The organism is Gluconacetobacter aggeris (genome assembly GCF_014174395.1).
Lineage (GTDB): Bacteria > Pseudomonadota > Alphaproteobacteria > Acetobacterales > Acetobacteraceae > Gluconacetobacter > Gluconacetobacter aggeris.
This window is the reverse complement of the sequence record NZ_JABEQD010000008.1, coordinates 88,581-104,541: the sequence shown is the minus strand read 5'-3', so window position 1 is coordinate 104,541 and position 15,961 is coordinate 88,581. Positions and strand designations below refer to the sequence as shown.

General features: G+C 65.2%; 15 protein-coding genes and 1 tRNA gene. 5 read left to right on the top strand and 11 right to left on the bottom strand.

Translation table 11 applies throughout. The annotated features are described in order from the left end of the window. Positions 1-32 precede the first annotated feature (32 nt). A complete protein-coding gene (locus tag HLH36_RS12445) occupies positions 33-1,031 on the bottom strand; it encodes a tetratricopeptide repeat protein (RefSeq protein ID WP_182986680.1) in 999 nt (332 codons plus the stop codon). 193 nt (positions 1,032-1,224) lie between these two features. On the opposite strand from HLH36_RS12445, the gene HLH36_RS12440 reads away from it, so the two are divergent. After that, positions 1,225-1,299, top strand: a tRNA-Gly gene (locus HLH36_RS12440). Between the two features lie 226 nt (positions 1,300-1,525). On the opposite strand, the gene dapB is transcribed toward HLH36_RS12440, so the two are convergent. The 3 genes from dapB to HLH36_RS12425 form a co-directional block, all read right to left on the bottom strand. Beyond that, a complete protein-coding gene (gene dapB / locus HLH36_RS12435) occupies positions 1,526-2,302 on the bottom strand; it encodes a 4-hydroxy-tetrahydrodipicolinate reductase (protein WP_182986679.1) in 777 nt (258 codons plus the stop codon). Between the two features lie 105 nt (positions 2,303-2,407). After that, positions 2,408-3,640, bottom strand: coding sequence for an NAD(P)/FAD-dependent oxidoreductase (locus HLH36_RS12430; protein ID WP_182986678.1), 1,233 nt, complete (start codon positions 3,638-3,640; stop codon positions 2,408-2,410). A gap of 162 nt (positions 3,641-3,802) precedes the next feature. Then, on the bottom strand, positions 3,803-3,994 hold the full coding sequence (locus HLH36_RS12425; protein WP_182986677.1) for a hypothetical protein: 192 nt from the start codon (positions 3,992-3,994) through the stop codon (positions 3,803-3,805). Positions 3,995-4,624: 630 nt separating this feature from the next. Between HLH36_RS12425 and HLH36_RS12420 the strand changes: the two genes are divergently transcribed. The 4 genes from HLH36_RS12420 to HLH36_RS12405 are packed head-to-tail and all read left to right on the top strand — an operon-like array spanning position 4,625 to position 9,659. Next, the gene (locus tag HLH36_RS12420; RefSeq protein ID WP_182986676.1) at positions 4,625-7,153 is read left to right on the top strand and encodes a TonB-dependent receptor plug domain-containing protein; all 2,529 of its coding nucleotides are present in this window, start codon (positions 4,625-4,627) and stop codon (positions 7,151-7,153) included. Positions 7,154-7,196: 43 nt separating this feature from the next. Beyond that, a complete protein-coding gene (locus HLH36_RS12415; RefSeq protein ID WP_338030450.1) occupies positions 7,197-8,087 on the top strand; it encodes an NtaA/DmoA family FMN-dependent monooxygenase in 891 nt (296 codons plus the stop codon). Continuing rightward, entirely contained in the window at positions 8,084-8,533 is a 450-nt protein-coding gene (locus tag HLH36_RS12410) for an MFS transporter (protein WP_182986675.1), read from the top strand. Before HLH36_RS12415 ends, HLH36_RS12410 begins: the two co-directional genes overlap by 4 nt. Further along, complete coding sequence (locus HLH36_RS12405; RefSeq protein ID WP_182986674.1) at positions 8,526-9,659, top strand: AbrB family transcriptional regulator; 1,134 nt, start codon at positions 8,526-8,528, stop codon at positions 9,657-9,659. The genes HLH36_RS12410 and HLH36_RS12405 overlap by 8 nt, the downstream gene beginning before the upstream one ends. Before the next feature lie 20 nt (positions 9,660-9,679). On the opposite strand, the gene HLH36_RS12400 is transcribed toward HLH36_RS12405, so the two are convergent. The 7 genes from HLH36_RS12400 to HLH36_RS12370 are packed head-to-tail and all read right to left on the bottom strand — an operon-like array spanning position 9,680 to position 15,961. Next, positions 9,680-10,033 carry a RidA family protein gene (locus tag HLH36_RS12400; RefSeq protein WP_182986673.1) on the bottom strand — a complete coding sequence of 118 codons (354 nt, stop codon included), beginning with the start codon at positions 10,031-10,033 and terminating at the stop codon, positions 9,680-9,682. After that, positions 10,030-10,992 (bottom strand): LysR substrate-binding domain-containing protein, encoded by a 963-nt coding sequence (locus HLH36_RS12395; RefSeq protein WP_182986672.1) that lies wholly within the window; start codon positions 10,990-10,992, stop codon positions 10,030-10,032. The genes HLH36_RS12400 and HLH36_RS12395 overlap by 4 nt, the downstream gene beginning before the upstream one ends. Continuing rightward, positions 10,971-12,368 (bottom strand): MFS transporter, encoded by a 1,398-nt coding sequence (locus HLH36_RS12390; protein WP_182986671.1) that lies wholly within the window; start codon positions 12,366-12,368, stop codon positions 10,971-10,973. Before HLH36_RS12390 ends, HLH36_RS12395 begins: the two co-directional genes overlap by 22 nt. Positions 12,369-12,375: 7 nt before the next feature. Next, on the bottom strand, positions 12,376-13,671 hold the full coding sequence (locus tag HLH36_RS12385) for an NAD(P)/FAD-dependent oxidoreductase (RefSeq protein WP_182986670.1): 1,296 nt from the start codon (positions 13,669-13,671) through the stop codon (positions 12,376-12,378). Further along, positions 13,671-14,444 (bottom strand): amino acid ABC transporter ATP-binding protein, encoded by a 774-nt coding sequence (locus HLH36_RS12380; protein WP_275943794.1) that lies wholly within the window; start codon positions 14,442-14,444, stop codon positions 13,671-13,673. Before HLH36_RS12380 ends, HLH36_RS12385 begins: the two co-directional genes overlap by 1 nt. Next, entirely contained in the window at positions 14,437-15,096 is a 660-nt protein-coding gene (locus tag HLH36_RS12375) for an amino acid ABC transporter permease (protein WP_182986669.1), read from the bottom strand. Before HLH36_RS12375 ends, HLH36_RS12380 begins: the two co-directional genes overlap by 8 nt. 19 nt (positions 15,097-15,115) lie before the next feature. Beyond that, entirely contained in the window at positions 15,116-15,961 is an 846-nt protein-coding gene (locus tag HLH36_RS12370; RefSeq protein ID WP_182986668.1) for a transporter substrate-binding domain-containing protein, read from the bottom strand.

The window sequence follows — 15,961 nt, the reverse complement described above, 5'->3', positions numbered from 1 at the left end:
CGATCAACGCTGGCAGGCCATGGGGGCGCACGTCACGAAAACAGCAATGCGGACATGCGCCGCCGCGCCTGCAAGGTCGCGGGGTCGTCATGCCCCCAGGCTTCGAACAGCCGGATCAACTGCAACCGCGCGGCATCGTCATTCCAGCCACGATCCTGACGCATGATGCTCAGCAATTCGTCGGCGGCTTCCTGCCGCAGGCCCGCCGCGTTCAATGCTGCCGCCAGCTCATAGCGTGCCTCATGGTCGGCCGGGTTGGCGGCCAGACGCTGGCGCAGCTCCTCGGCGGCCTCGGCAGCCTTGCGGCCTTCACGCTTCAGGTCCAGGGCCGCGCGGGCACCGGTGATTTCCGCATGTTCGGCGATCTTGGCCGGCACGTCGGCCAGGGCGGCCTCGGCGGCGTCCTCGTCCCCCATGGCGATCAGGGCCCGCGTCAGCCCGCCCCAGGCGGCCGGGTTCTCGGGCTCGATTTCGATGGTCTGGGAATAGAGTCCGGCTGCTTCCTCGGCGCTGCCGGCATCCAGTGCGGCGCGGGCGGCGGCAATCAGGTCCGCGGCCGGCATGCTGCCGCCCCCTGCCGCCTGCAACAGGCCTTCGACGAAACGCTTGATCTCGCTTTCCGGCTGCGCGCCCTGGAACAGGTCGAGAATCTGCCCCTGCCAGAAGGCCGCGACCAGCGGAATGGATTGCAGCGGCAGCCCGACCTGCGCCAACTGCTGGGCCAGGGCCCGGTTGGCATCCACGTCGATCTTGACCAACTTGACCCGGCCACCGGCCGACCGGACGATCTTTTCCAGAACCGGCGTCAACTGTTTGCAGGGCCCGCACCAAGTGGCCCAGAAATCGACTAGGACCGGCATGGTGCGGCTGGCTTCCAGCACGTCCTGCATGAACGTGTCCTGGTTGCCATCGACGATCATCCCGGCGTCGTTATGTGCTGCGGCGCTTGCCATCGCAGGGGCCCCCGCTTCGTCAATCAGGCCACCCGCCGGGCGCTGAGCTGCTCGGGACTGACCGATGATGTACTCCATGAAAACCGATCCTGCCTGTTTTTATCGTGCTCTACCGCCGGGTATGCCCGGCCTCATGCTGACTCTAACATTGTCATCGCCCACCTGTCTCACAAGCGGCAAAGCACCCCCGACATAAAAAACACGGAAGGGCATTTTCCCCCCTTGTCAGCCGATCTGCTTTCCCTTAAACCCCCGTTCACCGACACGGTGAGCGGGCGTAGCTCAGGGGTAGAGCACAACCTTGCCAAGGTTGGGGTCGTGGGTTCGAATCCCATCGCCCGCTCCAGATTTCCACAGGAAATCAGTCGGATACGAGAAAGCCGCCGCAAGGCGGCTTTCGTCGTTTTGGAGCGTGTTGCGCCCCGGACCGTCCTGCAAGCTGTTTAATGACGGCCATTGAGCAACGTGCGACAATCATGGACCGGGCGATAGGTAAGGTTTTATCCTGACGATAGGCATGGCCGCTGGCCCGCCTGATCTATCTCCGCGGAACTGTCCGGATTCTCCGAGATTTATCGAAGTCCCAGAACGTCTTCCATGGTGTACAGGCCCGGCGGGCGGCCCCGCAGCCACAGTGCGGCCCGCACCGCGCCGGCGGCGAAGACGCGCCGATCGAAGGCGCGATGCGTCAGGGCGATCTGTTCGCTGGCCGAGGTGAAGGTCAGCGTATGTTCCCCCACGATCTGCCCGCCGCGCAGGGATGCGAAACCGATCGCGTCGGCCTGGCGCGGGCCGGTATGGCCGGTGCGCCCGGATTCCATATGGCTGGACAGGTCGATGCCCCGCCCGTCGGCCACCGCCTGGCCGATCGCAAGCGCGGTGCCGGATGGTGCGTCGACTTTCTGGCGGTGGTGCATTTCCAGGATTTCGGCATCGTAGACCGCAGCGGGCAGCACTTCGGCCATCTGGCGTGCCAGGCGCGTGACCAGGGTGACGCCCGGTGAGTAATTCGCGGCCTGCACCACGGGGATGGTGCGGGCGGCCGTGGCGACGGCTTCCTGGTCGATGTCCGACAGGCCGGTCGTGCCCAGCACCCAGGCCACGCCTGATTTCGCCAGGGCGGCGGCGTGCGCGCGGACGGTGACGGCATGGGTGAAGTCGATCACCGCATCGCACAGCGGGGCCAGATCGCCGAGCGTGGCGAACAGGCCCTCGGACCTGTCGGCATGCGGATCGCGGCTGGTACCGCCAGCCAGGGTGGCGCCGGCCGCCGCGACCTCTTCGCGCAGAAGGCGCCCGACGCGCCCGTTGATGCCGGCGATGCCGATCCGCATCCTGTCTGTCGTCATTGTCATGCTCCAAAAGCGGCGAGAGGCACGATTGCCCGATAGGTCTGCGCCCCCTGGGACGCATGGATTCCGGCGGTCTTCGTCCACAGGGGGATTCGCCGATGCTTATGCGAACCGGCTGGGCCGATAATCGGAGAGCCAGTCGACGGGAACACCGTTCAGGACTTCCATTGCGATGCATTGTCCCATGATCGGAGCCTGCGTCATGCCGCTGTGCATGACGGCGGCATAGACGTTCGGATCGCTGGCCGAGGCGCCGACGATAGGATGCCCGTCGACCGGCAGTACCCTGTGGCCGAGGGTCATGAATTCGAGCGGCAGGGGGGCCAGGTGAGGGAAGAACTTTCGGACTTGCGCCAGGAACCTCGCGCCCGTGGCGGCGTCGGCCGGCGTATCGCCGCTGTCGCCGAAATTGGAGCCGGTGACAAGGCGCCCATCGGGATTCTGCTTGATGTCGCAGCCCGGCGGCATGACCACCCGCCCGAAAAGAGGGCGAAGCGGCTCCGTATGGGCCAGAACGCCTCTTGATTCCTTGAGCGGAGTCTTCAGTCCCGCCGTTGCCGCCATTGCCGGTGTATCATTGCCCATGCAGAGCACGACGTGATCCGCGCGGATCAGGCCTTTGCCGGTCTGCACGCCCGTGACACGCCCGCCCGTCCGGTCAAGGGCCAGTACATTGGTGCCCATGGCAAGACGCGCGCCCTTCCTGGCCGCGGCCGCGACCAGGGCTTCCGCCGCGGCGACCGGGTCCACCGTCCCGTCGATGTCGGATTTCCAGGCAATGGCGCACGACCCGGTCCGAACGCCCGGCAACTGGGCCTCGACCTCCGCCTTGCCGATCCTGCGGATGGGATAGCCCCAGCCTTCGAGCCTGCGAATGATGTCCAGTGTTTCTTCCACGGCATTCTGTTCGTCGGCGTGCCACGAGACGCCGCCGCCCCATTGGATGGCGAGGTCCGTGCCGATTTCCTGCTGGAGGCGACGCCAGCCCAGGATGCCAAGCATGTTCAATGTATAGTAGGAATAGGGTTTCTTGTTGAATGCATTCAACCAGGCAAAGGATTTGGCCGTGGTTTCCTGCCCTGGGCCGGCACGATTGATAATCGTGACGTCAGCGCCGTAGGAGGCAAGGTGGTAGCCGACCGACGCGCCGATGATACCGGCCCCGACGACGACCACGGATTTGCGGGGCGACGCGGCCAGGGCCGCGGGGGCCGCCGCGCAGGCCAGGCCCGTCAGCAGGTGTCGTCTCTTTAAAAGCATCGGCTTTACTCCTGTACTGTTGGGTATTTTTCTCGCGATCGAGGAGTCAGCAATTCCGCGCCGCCGGCACGACATGGCCGGGCGGGTGCATCAACCGGTTAGCCCAGCCGAAGATCGCAACGGCATGGATAAGGCCGATGATGTCCAAGCTGCTGCGGGCCTGCCCGGGCGATGTCGACCGGTTCGACATAAGGCACCCGCTTCCAGGAAGCGGACGCGAACTCTCCCAGGCATTGCTCAGCCTTTCAGCAGGCGCAGGCCGGCCATCCCCGCGCCGACGACCGCGACATCGATGACCTGCTGCCGATCGACGGATTGCGGCGGCACCCACGGACGCGTCGGAAGATCGAGCCATCGCAGATCCTGCCGTACCCGTTCGTTCAGCCGCTCCAATCCGCCGGAAATTTTCTCGATCCCGGAAGGCGACATTTCCATTTTCCTCTCAGGGAACACATGGATATCACATTATTACGAAATCGGAACTCCTCGCGCCGTGCCCGGGTGCCTGGCCGTGAACCGGCATGGGCGGGGCGGCCTCATGCCGCAAACGCCATTCCATCGCCAGAGGGGAGGGTGGCTGGCGCCGGCGGAGATAAAAAATCCCGGTCGGCCGCTCGATGGCGGCTGAGGCCACGGCCCGTACGCAGAGCGGCGAGCGAAGACTCATGCCTCATCCAGGTGGAGGAAACGGCACGAAATCTTTCCATGAGGTGATCATACGATGAATTTTTTTCGTCTTCGAAATAAAAAGCGATCGATACATTCCGGATTTTCTGAGCGAGGATCGGTCATGCAAGAGGCACAGATCCTGCGCGGCAGATACCAAACAGGGACGATGTCCGGAAACGCGGAAGCGGGAATTCTTTTCATCTTAACCGTAAAAACAATATCAGATCGCGACCTATATATGTTTTGTTGCTTATCCGAACTGAGATAGGCTTCCTCATGCATCGGGTTCGATGCCTGGCGGAATGAGGCAACCATTCTCGATCGGAGCGATCCCGTGTCTGGAGAATGCCGCGTCGCGCGGCGCAGAAGAGGCGAAGAAGGCAGAGCAGAATGAAGCGTCAGGCACTTTTCTCGACGGCTCTCGCCGTTGTACTTCCGGCCGTGATCGCGTCCGAGGGTTTCGCGGCGACCGGTCAGAATACCAAGGCGGCGCGTGCGGCGAAGGGTCACGCCGCCGCGTCGGCGCGCAGTCCGTCCGCGCCGGCGCCACGGCCTGCCTCGCTGCCGGCGCCGATGGCGGCCTCCGTCCTGGCGCCCGTCAAGGCGTCCCCCGCACGCCATTTTGCCTCTGGGGAAGCCGATGAACAGGTGATCGTGACGGGGACCCGCGATCCGCATGCGAAAGCCCGCGACAGTATCAGTCCTGTCGTCGTCATCTCGGCGGCACAGCTCAAATCCACCGGGCAGGCCGACCTGCGCGACGCACTGACCACGCTGATTCCGTCCCTGACCCGCCAGACCGTCGGCACGGGCACAGCCAATACAATCGATTCGATCAACATGCGCGGCCTGACATCGAACCAGACGCTCATTCTGGTCGATGGCAAGCGCCGCCACACCACGTCGACCGTCTATTACGCGCCCGGCCCGCAACAGGGCACCACACCGGTCGATATCGACATGATTCCGGTCTCGGAAATCGATCATATCGAAGTGCTGGAAGACGGTGCTGCCGCTCAGTACGGGTCGGATGCCATCGCGGGGGTCATCAACGTCATCCTGACGCACCGCAAGCATGGTATCCAGATGTCGGCCAATAATGGCGGATATTACAAAGGGGATGGTTTTACCTCGAAGGATTATATCGGGGCCGGCTTCGAATTGCCGAACAATGGCTTCTTCAACCTGGGTGCGGATTTCAAGTTCCAGGATCATGCCATCCGTGGCGGATGGGACAAGCGCACGAACAGATACGACAATCCGATCATGAGCATGCCACGCGCGGTCCAGGTCGTGCTCGGCTACAACATGGAATACAATGTCAGGAACGACCTGACGCTTTATTCCTTCTCGACCTTCGGCCACAAGGTCGCCGACGCGTTGCAGAATTTCCGGACCGGCGTGGACGTGCCGGGGGCGACCTTCCCCACGCTCTTCCCCAACGGCTATGTTCCCATCATCCAGACCGACGAGACCGATTACGGTGTCACGGTCGGCTTCAGGGGGAAGACGTTCCTGGGCTTCGATTTCGATCTGTCGACGACATATGGCGGCAACCATAACGACGTGAACATCGCCAATACCGGCAGCCAGAGCTTGCTGCAAACCTACGGCTACACACCGACCGAATTCCACCAGACCGCCTACACGACCACGCAGTGGACGAACAACCTCGATTTCCGGCGCAGCTTCGATACGGGGGTTCTGGCGGGCCCGCTCAACTTCGCGATCGGTGCCGAATATCGGTACGAGACCTACAAGATCGGTGCCGGGGATTACAACGCCTATTATATATCGGGCGCCCAGGGCCAGCATGCGATCCCGCCCGGCCTCGCCAGCACGTCGAGCCGCGACGTAACGGCGGGGTATATCGATGTCGGGACGGAATTCCTGAAGGGATGGAAAGCCGATTTCGCCGGACGGTTCGAGCACTATACCGATGTCGGCGATACCGAGATCGGCAAGGTCTCGACCCGTTATGACGTGAACAGGTATTTTGCCGTTCGTGGCACCGTCAGCAGCGGTTTTCGCGCGCCGACCCTCGCCGAGCAGAATTTCTCCAGTCTGACGGAATCGCCGACATCGGCCTCCGGTGTCCTGGGCGTGCACTCGCCCGGCGCCCGGCTGCTGGGCGCCCGGCCGCTGAAACCCGAACGCTCGACGAGTTTCAGCGCCGGCATCATCCTCAATCCCATCACGAACATGCATCTCTCTCTGGATGCCTATCAGATCGACATTCGTGACCGTATCGTGATCGGCGGCGTCTATGGCGGTGCCAAGGCCATTCAGGCGATGGAACTGTCCGGGCTCTTCTTCCCTTCCACGTCGGCGACCGCGACGGCACAGTATGAGACGAACGGCGCATCGACGCGCACGCGCGGCATGGACATCACGGCCACCTATCTGACCAATCTGGGCCGATATGGAAGAATCAACTGGGACGCGGCGGTCAATTTCAACCAGACCAACATCCGCTCCGTCGGGACCGACCTGAACGGAAACACGCTGCTGAACGCGCAGCAAAGGTCGTTCCTGACCTCGTACATGCCGCGCAACAAGCTGATCTTCGGCGGCCGCTGGACCTGGGGAAAGCTGGATTTCTCGGTGCATGAAACCCGCTACGGACGCACGACGTCGAACAATACCTATTGGAACGACGTGCCGGCGTCCATGGTCAATTCGGTCACGCAGTTCCTGCGCTGGGTCCAGACGCCGCGCTTCCAGACCGATCTTGCGATAGGCTACCAGGTGACGCCGCGCCTGCACGCCACGCTGGGGGCCAACAATGTCGGCAACGCCTATCCCCGCAAGCTTCCGTACGCGGTGCAATATCTCGGGTCCGAAATCTATAACATGGATGTTCAGCAGATGGGTCTGTTCGGCGGCTACTACTACATGCAACTGGACCTCTCCCTCTGACCCGATCCGGGAATTGTCCCCATGACCAGGAGAGGCCGCCTTGGTGAACGCACCCCAGAAGACCATGTCCCTCGGTCTTTCGATCCGGTACCTGGGTTATCACGCGGCCGGATGGCGACATTCGGCTGCCGACCCTGGCGGCAGTACCAGCTTCCGGCATTTTGCCAAGGTCGCCCGCCTGGCGGAGGAAAGCTGTTTTGACATGCTTTTTCTTGCAGACGGCATCGGTGTGCGGGTCACCGATGCGCCGCCCGGCACCATCGGCCAGTCCTCGCAGGTCGCCGATCTCGAACCGCTGACGCTTCTCTCCGCGCTGTCGGCGGTGACCGAGCGGATCGGCCTGGTGGCGACGGCCTCCACCACCTATAACGAGCCATTCCACATCGCGCGGAAATATGCCTCGCTGGACCGGATCAGTGGCGGCCGCGCCGGCTGGAACATCGTCACGTCATGGTCCGACGCCGAGGCACGCAATTTCGGCCGCGACAGCCATCCCGACTATGACACCCGATATGACCGGGCGCTCGAATTCGCCGAAGTCGTCAAGGGATTGTGGGATTCATGGAGTGCCGATGCGCTGCTCGGCGACAAGGAGGGGGCGCGCTTTCTCGACCCGGCCGGCCTCCATGTCCTGAATCACGAGGGGCCGCATTTTCGCGTGCGTGGTCCGCTCGATGTGCCGCGCAGCCCCCAGGGCCGGCCCATCCTCGTACAGGCGGGGGCGAGCGACGCCGGTATCGAACTGGCCGGACGCAATGCGGAGGTGATCTACGCCCTGCCGCGCTCCCTGGCGGAAGCGCAGGCCTATTCCGAGAAATTGCGTGCGGCGCTGGAGCGACACGGCCGCCGTCGCCAGGACCTGAGGATACTGGCCGGCATCACGCTCTTCTATGGCGATCCGGTCGTACCTGCCCGCGTGGAGCCGGTATCATGACGATTGTCATCATGGGCCATCCGGATATTTTCGCCTTGTTCCGAGGCTATTTTCCAAAGGCCCATTACCTGTCCACGACCGACCAGCCCGTGTGGCACGCCGAGCCTTCGGTCGGGCGGCTGCTGATCACGCAGTTCAGCCTGGCAGTTTTCTGCGGCCTGTTTTTCGGCGCCTACAGCACGGTCGTCGCCGAGGTGTTCGAGCCGGGGTCGCGGACCACGGTGCTGGCGACGGTCCACAATATGACGGTCATGCTGGTGGGCGGCACGTCGCAGGCGACCGTGACATGGCTGCTGGCCGCGACCGGGTCCGCGCTGGCCAGCGGGCTGTACGTTGCCGGGGCGCTTCTGGTCGCGACCGCGGGGGCCGGCTGGCTGGCGGCGGAGCGGCACCCGGCCCGGCGCATGGCGGCCCCCGCGCCGGAACAGGCGGCGTTGCATGTCTGACGTCGGTTCGGGCTCCATGGCCATGCGCAGGCTGCTGCCGCGCTGGGTGGCCCTGGTCGCGGGGTCGATGGTGCTGGCCGAACTGTTGCGCCGCGCCGGCCTGCCGGCATCGGCGCTGCTGGGCCCGATGATCTGTGCCATCGTCGCCGGTGTCACCGGCCAGGAATTGCGCTTTTCCGGCCCGATCTTTCCGCTGGCGCTGGGGGTGATCGGCTGCCTGATCGCCACCAGCCTGCCCTTGTCCGTCCTGGCCAGCATCCTCGACAGGGGGCCGGTCTTTTTCGCCGGGGTCCTGGCCGTCGTGCTGGTCAGCGCCGCCGCAGGTTTCGCCCTCGCGCGGACCGGCGTCCTGCCGGGGACGACGGCGTTATGGGGGTCGTCGCCGGGTGCCGCGACCCCGATGACGATCATGTCCGCCAGTTACGGCGCCGATATGCGGCTTGTCGCCTTCATGCAATATCTGCGCGTGATCTTCGTCTCGGGCAGTGCCGCGGCGGTCACGCGGTTTTTCGCCGCGGCTCCGGCGATGCCGGCCCCGCTGCCGGCGCCCGCGACCGGCGGAGACGCCGACGCGATCGCCGAAACGCTACTGACCATTGCCGCGTCGTCGTTCCTTGCCCGGAAATGGCGTATTCCCGCGGGTGCGCTGATGGTACCGCTGGTCGTCTGCGCGGCGTTGCAGGATACGGGCCTGCTGACGATCGCCCTGCCCGGATGGGTCCGCGTTCCGGCCTATGCGGCGCTGGGGTGGGGGATCGGCCTGCGCTTCACGCCCGGGATCGTGCGCCATGCCCTGCGCGCGTCGCCCTGGGTCGTGCTGTCGACCCTGCTGGTCATCGCGGCGTCGGGCGCGGTGGCGTGGCTGCTGGTCCTGTGCGGCCAGACGGACCCGCTTTCCGCCTGGCTGTCCTGCAGCCCGGGCGGCGAGGATACGATCGCCATCATCGCCTCCACCACGCCTGGGGTGGATATGTCCTTCGTGATGGCGATGCAGACGGTGCGTTTCGTGCTGGTCCTGTTCACCGGGCCGGGCCTCGCGCGCTGGCTCGGCCGCTGGATTCCTTCGGCCTCCGACCCCGGCAGCCACCCGCTTTTCTCGAAAGACGATGCCTCCCGATCCGGGTGATGCCGCGGCGGGGGCGCCTGTCAGCCGGCCAGCGCGGTGGCGATGATTTCAACGCGGATGTCGGGCAGCGCGAGCTTGACCTCGCCGCAGCAGCGCGCCGGGGCCCGGCCGGGAACGATCCAGGAATCGTAGACCTCGTTCATGGCCTTGAAATCGTCCATCGAGGCCAGCCAGATCGTGACGCTCAGCAACCGGTCCTTGCCGCTTCCGGCTTCGGCCAGGATCTGGTCGATCGCGGCGAGGATCTGGCGTGTCTGGCCGGCGGCGTCCTGGCTGCGGTCGGCGGCGGTATGGCCGGCCACGTAAACCACGCCATTCGCCACGACGGCGCGGGATCGGCGATGATTCGTATCGACGTAGAGAATGTCGCTCAATTTCTCGTTCCTTCATATCCGTTGAAATGCAGGGTCCCCGGCGCGGCCTCGCCCAGCCCGCCATAGGCGGCGCTTTCCGCGCAGATCCAGCGGATAAAGGCGGAGATGGCGGGGTCATGGGCTTTCTCGACCGGCGTCACGACGTAATAGGCCCCGCGCGAACGGATCGTCTCGTTGGAGACGACACAGAGCGTGCCATCGGCCAGCTCGCGTTCCACGAAGATCGTGGGGACGAGCGCCACGCCGAAGCCTGCCATCGCCGCCTCGATCGTCGCGTTGAACTGGTCGAAGACATGCCCCTTGAAGGAAGCGGCGCCGGAGACGTTCACCTGTGCGAACCAGAAATCCCACAAGGCGGGACGGGTGGTCAGTTGGATAAGGCTGGCCCGTGCAAGATCCTCGGCCGTCTCCAGTTTCGTCGCGTCGCGAAAGGCCGGGCTGCATACCGGGACGATCGTCTCGTCGAACAGATGATGGAGCTGCCCGTCCGGCCAGACCGGCGCGCCGTAATGTACCGCGATATCGCAGTCGGACCCGTCGAAGCTGAACGGTTCGAAGACCGTGGTGATGTTGACCCTGATCTGCGGATATTGCCTGATCAGCCGCGGCAGGCGGGGGATCAGCCACCGGGACGAAAAGGTCGAGAACATATGCAGGTTCAGCGTGTTCTCGCCGTCTCCCGCGGACAGGACGCGATAGGTCGTGCCGGCGATCTGCTCCAGGATCGAAATCACGGACGGCAGGATCGACTTGGCCTGGCGCGTCATGATCAGACGCTTGCGGCGCCTGTCGAACAGCGAAACGCCCAGCGTCATTTCCATGTTTCGGATCTGCTTGCTGATCGCGCCCTGGGTGAGGCTCAGCTCCTCGGCGGCGGCGCTGAAATTCTGGTGCCGGGCCGCCGCTTCGAAGGCAACGAGTTCGGGCACCGACGGCATCAGGCGGCGGGGAAGGAGCACGGCAACCTCCTTTTCATCTTGCGGCTCAGGCTCAGCAAGGCTGCCGACCAGGCAACGGCAGCCGCGTAGTCCAGGCATAGCAGCGTCGGCCGGTCTGCCACCCGGGCCATGATCATGGCCACCAGCGTCGCGCCGCAGGTCTGTCCCATGATGCGCGCAAGCGCGATCATGCCGCTGGCACTGGCGTTGCGATCATGCGGTGCGGCCAGCACGATGGCGCGGTTGTTGGGCGAGACGAACATGGCGAACCCCATGCCCGCCAGCGCGAAGCGCCACATGATATCGAAACCGCCGGCATCGAGCGGCGTCATCCGGACCATCAGGAAACCGAAGCCATTGATCGCCAGCCCCAGCGAAGACAGCGTGCCCGCCGGAATCCGATCCGAGAGCCGGGCGACAAGCGGCCCCGTCAGCACCATCGCGCCCGGCCATGCCGTGATCAGCAGCCCTGTTGCGACCGGCGAGCGGCCGAACAGGCCGGTCAGGGAGAACGGGATCGAGATCATGAAGAAATTCGCCGCCGTATAGCCCAGGAAACAGGTCATGACGCCGACCGAGAAAGCGGGGCGCGCCAGCAGGTCGACCGGCAGGAGGGGAGAGGCATGCTCTTTCTGGCGAATCAGCAGCAGCCCGCCCGCCACCGCCCCCAGCAGGACCAGGATCGTCCCGCCCGATGCCCATTCGTTACGGGCCACGAAATCGCTGCCGGTCAGGATGAGGCAGAAGGCCGCCATGTTCAGGACGATCGACAGCGGGTCGATCATGCGCTGGAGTGGCGGCGTGGCGGGCAGGCGCGCCTTGCACAAGGCGAACACCAGCGCGCCGGCCGGCAGGTTGAACAGGAACAGCCAGCGCCACGAACCGGTGCAATAGAGGATCGCCGCCGCGACGGAAGGGCCCAGCGCCACGCTCAGCGCCGTGGTCAGCGAATTGAGCGCGAGACAATGTCCGAGACGGGCAGGGGGGCAGACCATCCGGATGAGCGCGGTATTGACCGCCATGATCGCGGCACCGCCCGCCCCCTGCACGCCGCGCGCGAAGGCGAGGGTCGCGATATGGTGCGAAAGCGCGCAGAGCAATGATCCCGCCATCAGCACCGCCAGGCCGCCCAGGCAGACCTTCTTCGCGCCGATCCGTTCGGCGAAGGCCGCAAGCGGCAGAAGCAGCATGCAATTGACGAGCTGATAGGCGTTGACGACCCAGATCGAGACCGAAGCGGAGGCGTGGAGATCCGCCCCGATCGTCGGAAGGGCGATATTGGCGACCGCGTAATCGAGAACCGCCAGCAGGACCGAGAGCAGGATCGCCATCAGCGCGCCCTGCCGGATGGCGGAAAGGCTCTCAGCAGCCGGTGATTCGGGCGCGATCGCGTTCATGCCGCGTTCAGAGACGGAACCGGAGGAACCGGGCGGGGTCGTAGGGCGCGGCCTCGGGGACGCTATCGCCGCCGACCATCCGTCCGATCAGCTCCGCGGTCCAGGGGGCGCTGACCAGCCCCAGATGCCCATGGCCCGTGGCATAGAACACGCCCCGCGTCGAGGGCGAGGGGCCGATGACAGGTAGGCAGTCCGGTGTCGACGGCCGATTGCCCATCCAGTGCCGGACCGTGGAAAAGCCCCCAATCTTGACCAGGGGCAGGCCCTCGCGCAGGCAATCCAGCAGGATACGGGCCCTCCGCCAGTCCGGCGCCGCTCCCTCCGGCGCGAATTCCACCTGCCCGGCGGCGCGCATCCCCCCCTTCATCGGGGTGATGCCGAATTTGAGGTCCGACATCATGACCGGAACGGGCGGTTCGTCCGCCAGGTCGGGAACCTGGACATGATAGCCGCGCTCGCTCACCAGCGGCACGGAATCTCCCAGCATCCCGCCCAGCGCGCGCGCGCCCATCCCGGCGGCGACGATGACGCTGTCGCAGGCCACGACCTGGCCCGCCATGCGCACGCCGCGCACCTGCCCGCCCTCGATCACGAAGCCATCGACATGGCCGTCGGCGAAGCGCGCGCCCTGCGCGCGCGCCAGCGTGGCCAGGGCCGCCACATAGCCCCCCGGGTCGGCGCAATGGGCGCCATCGGGCAATTGCGCCGCAAAACCGTATCGGGGGCTCAGGCCGGGACACGCCGCTTCCAGCGCCGCGCGGTCGAGCATATTCCACCGCACGCCGTTTTCGCGCCGGAGCTGCCAGCCGAACGCATCGGCCTCATAGGCGGCCTTGTCCGGATAGACGATCAGCAGTCCCCTGCGCTGGATCAGTTCGGGAACACCCGCTTCCGCCGCCAGGGCGGCATGCCGGTCCGCCGCATCGGCCAGGAACGGCCGCAGGGCCGACGCAATGGCGCGGGCGCGGGCGCGGGTGGCGCCACAGGCGACGAAGCGCAGCAGCCACAGCCAGATATGCGGCAGCGACGACGGACGCAGGCGCAACGGACCATGGGCATCCAGCAGGTAGCCGGGTACCTTCTTCCACATGCCGGGCATGGAAATCGGTACGACGGACCCCGGGCTCAGCCATCCGGCATTGCCATAGCTCGTCGCATTGTCCGATCCGGGTGCGTCGGAGGACAGAAGGGTGACGTCATGCCCCAGGCGGCGCAGGCGCAGCGCGATCGTCACGCCCACGACCCCCGCCCCGATGACGACGGTCCGCGCACCCTGCGCCGGCGGAGAAGACGTGGCGTCCATCAGGCTTTTCCCATATGGAAATGTTTGAGGAATGTCCGGGTCCGTTCTTCCCGCGGGTCCTCGATGACCTGCCGCGCCGGGCCCGATTCCACGATATATCCATCCGCCATGAAGACGACGGTATCGGCCACGTCCCGCGCATAGGACATTTCATGCGTGACCACGATCTGGGTCATGCCCGCCTGCGCCAGGTCGCGCATCACGCTCAGGATCTCGGCCACGCGCTGCGGGTCGAGCGCGGATGTCGCCTCGTCGAACAGCATGACCTTCGGTTCCATCGCCAGGGCGCGGGCAATCGCCACGCGCTGCTTCTGGCCGCCGGAAAGGCGTTCGGGCATGGTGTCGGCAAAACTCTCCATCCCCATGCGCTCCAGCAGCGGCCGGGCGATCCGCTCGGCCGCGTCGCGCGACTGGCCCCGCACGAAACGCGGGCCGGACATCACGTTTTCCAGGACCGTCAGGTGCGGAAACAGGTTGAAGGACTGGAACACCATGCCGGCTTCCGCACGGAACGCCGCCATGGAATTCGTACGGTGGCGCGACGCCGTGGCACCGAAGCGCATCGTATGGCTGTCGATCGTGACCGACCCGGAATCGGGGGTTTCGAGAAGATTGACGCAGCGGAGCAGCGTGGATTTTCCCGATCCGCTGGGGCCGATCAGGGCAAGCACATTGCCCTTCGGCACCCCCAGCGAGATATCCTTGAGCACCTCGCGCCTGCCGAAACGCTTGGACAGGTTCACGATGTCGATCATCAGCGGTGCCCTAGCCATGACGCCGACGCTCCAGCAGCCGCGCGCCCTGCGTCATCGGAAACAGGATCAGGAAATAGATGATGGCGATCGTGGTATAGACCTCCAGCGGCTTGTAGGTGGCGGAGGCGACCATCTGCCCCTGATAGACAAGGTCGGGAACGGTCACGACCGAGATCAGCGACGTGTTCTTCAATTGCAGCACCACCTGGCTGACGAGCGGGGCGGTCATGCGCCGCAGGGCCTGCGGCATGATGATCCGGCGCATCATCGTGAAGGGCGTCATGCCCAGCGCGGCGGCGGCGTCCCACTGGCCGCGGTCGATCGAATCCAGTCCCGCGCGAAAGATTTCGCTGTAGAACGCCGCGCCGTACAGCGACAGTGCCAGCAGCGCCGCCGTGGCGGGCGACAGGCTCAGCCCCAGCACGACCGGCAGCGCATAGTAGCACCATACCAGTTGCACCAGCGCCGGCGTGCAGCGGAAGATTTCGACGACCGCGCCGGCGGGGATGGACAGGATCTTCCAGCCGCTGCGCCGCGCCAGCGTCAGCAGCAGGCCCGCGGCCATGCCGACGATCGCGCTGGCTAGGGTGAAGCCCAACGTATATTCAAGACCGATCCTGAAAAGAGACCAGTATTGAAGGATCGGACCGAAATCCCATTGATAGGTCATGATGCGGGCCGCATCCGCGTCAGAATTCCAGGCCGGGTGGCAGCGATGCCGGGTCGACATTGCCGGCCCGCAGCGCCTTGAACATCCAGTCCTGCACGATGCCCTCCGAACGGTTGTAGAGAAGCCAGTTATTGACGAAGGTCAGGAAACGCGGGTCGGGCGAGACGGGCACGCCGATACAGGTCGGCTGATGCACCACGGGCTGCGGCAGGACCAGGTCCCCCACCGCCGGATTGCGCGCATGCATCACGGCCGCGATCACCACCACCTGCACCACGCAGTCCGCGCGTCCGGCCTGAAGCGCCATGATCGCGTCGGTCGGGGACTGGACCGCCACGGGGGTGCAGTGGGGCAGCCGGCGCCGGACGAAGATGTCGTGCGACGATCCGGTATCGAAGGCGACGCGGATCTCGGGTTTGTCCAGATCGTCCCACTTCGCGACCGAAAGGCCTTTTTTCGCAATCACCGTGAAGGCATTGTTGATGGCGATGTCGCTGAACTGGATCTGCAGCGCCCGCGCGGGCGTGGGGCTCAGGGCGAACATGACGTCGATCTTGCCGGTCTGGAGGTCCATGACCGACGTTCCCCATTCGGCTTCGATGATATCGGGCACAACCCCCAGCGCCGCGGCCATGTCCTTGACCATGTCGACGCACGCGCCGCTCCAGCCGCCCCCCAGAATATCCTTGTGAAAAAAGGGTTCGGCTCCCGGAATGGCCGCGGTGCGAAGCTTGCCCGAGGCCTTGATGCGCGCGATCGTACCTCCGGCTTCCTGCGCCCGTGCCGGGCGCATGCCCGAAAGGGATGTTGCGGCCGCGACGCCGCCCAGGGCCAGGATTGATGCAAAGGCTCGACGTGTTGTCAC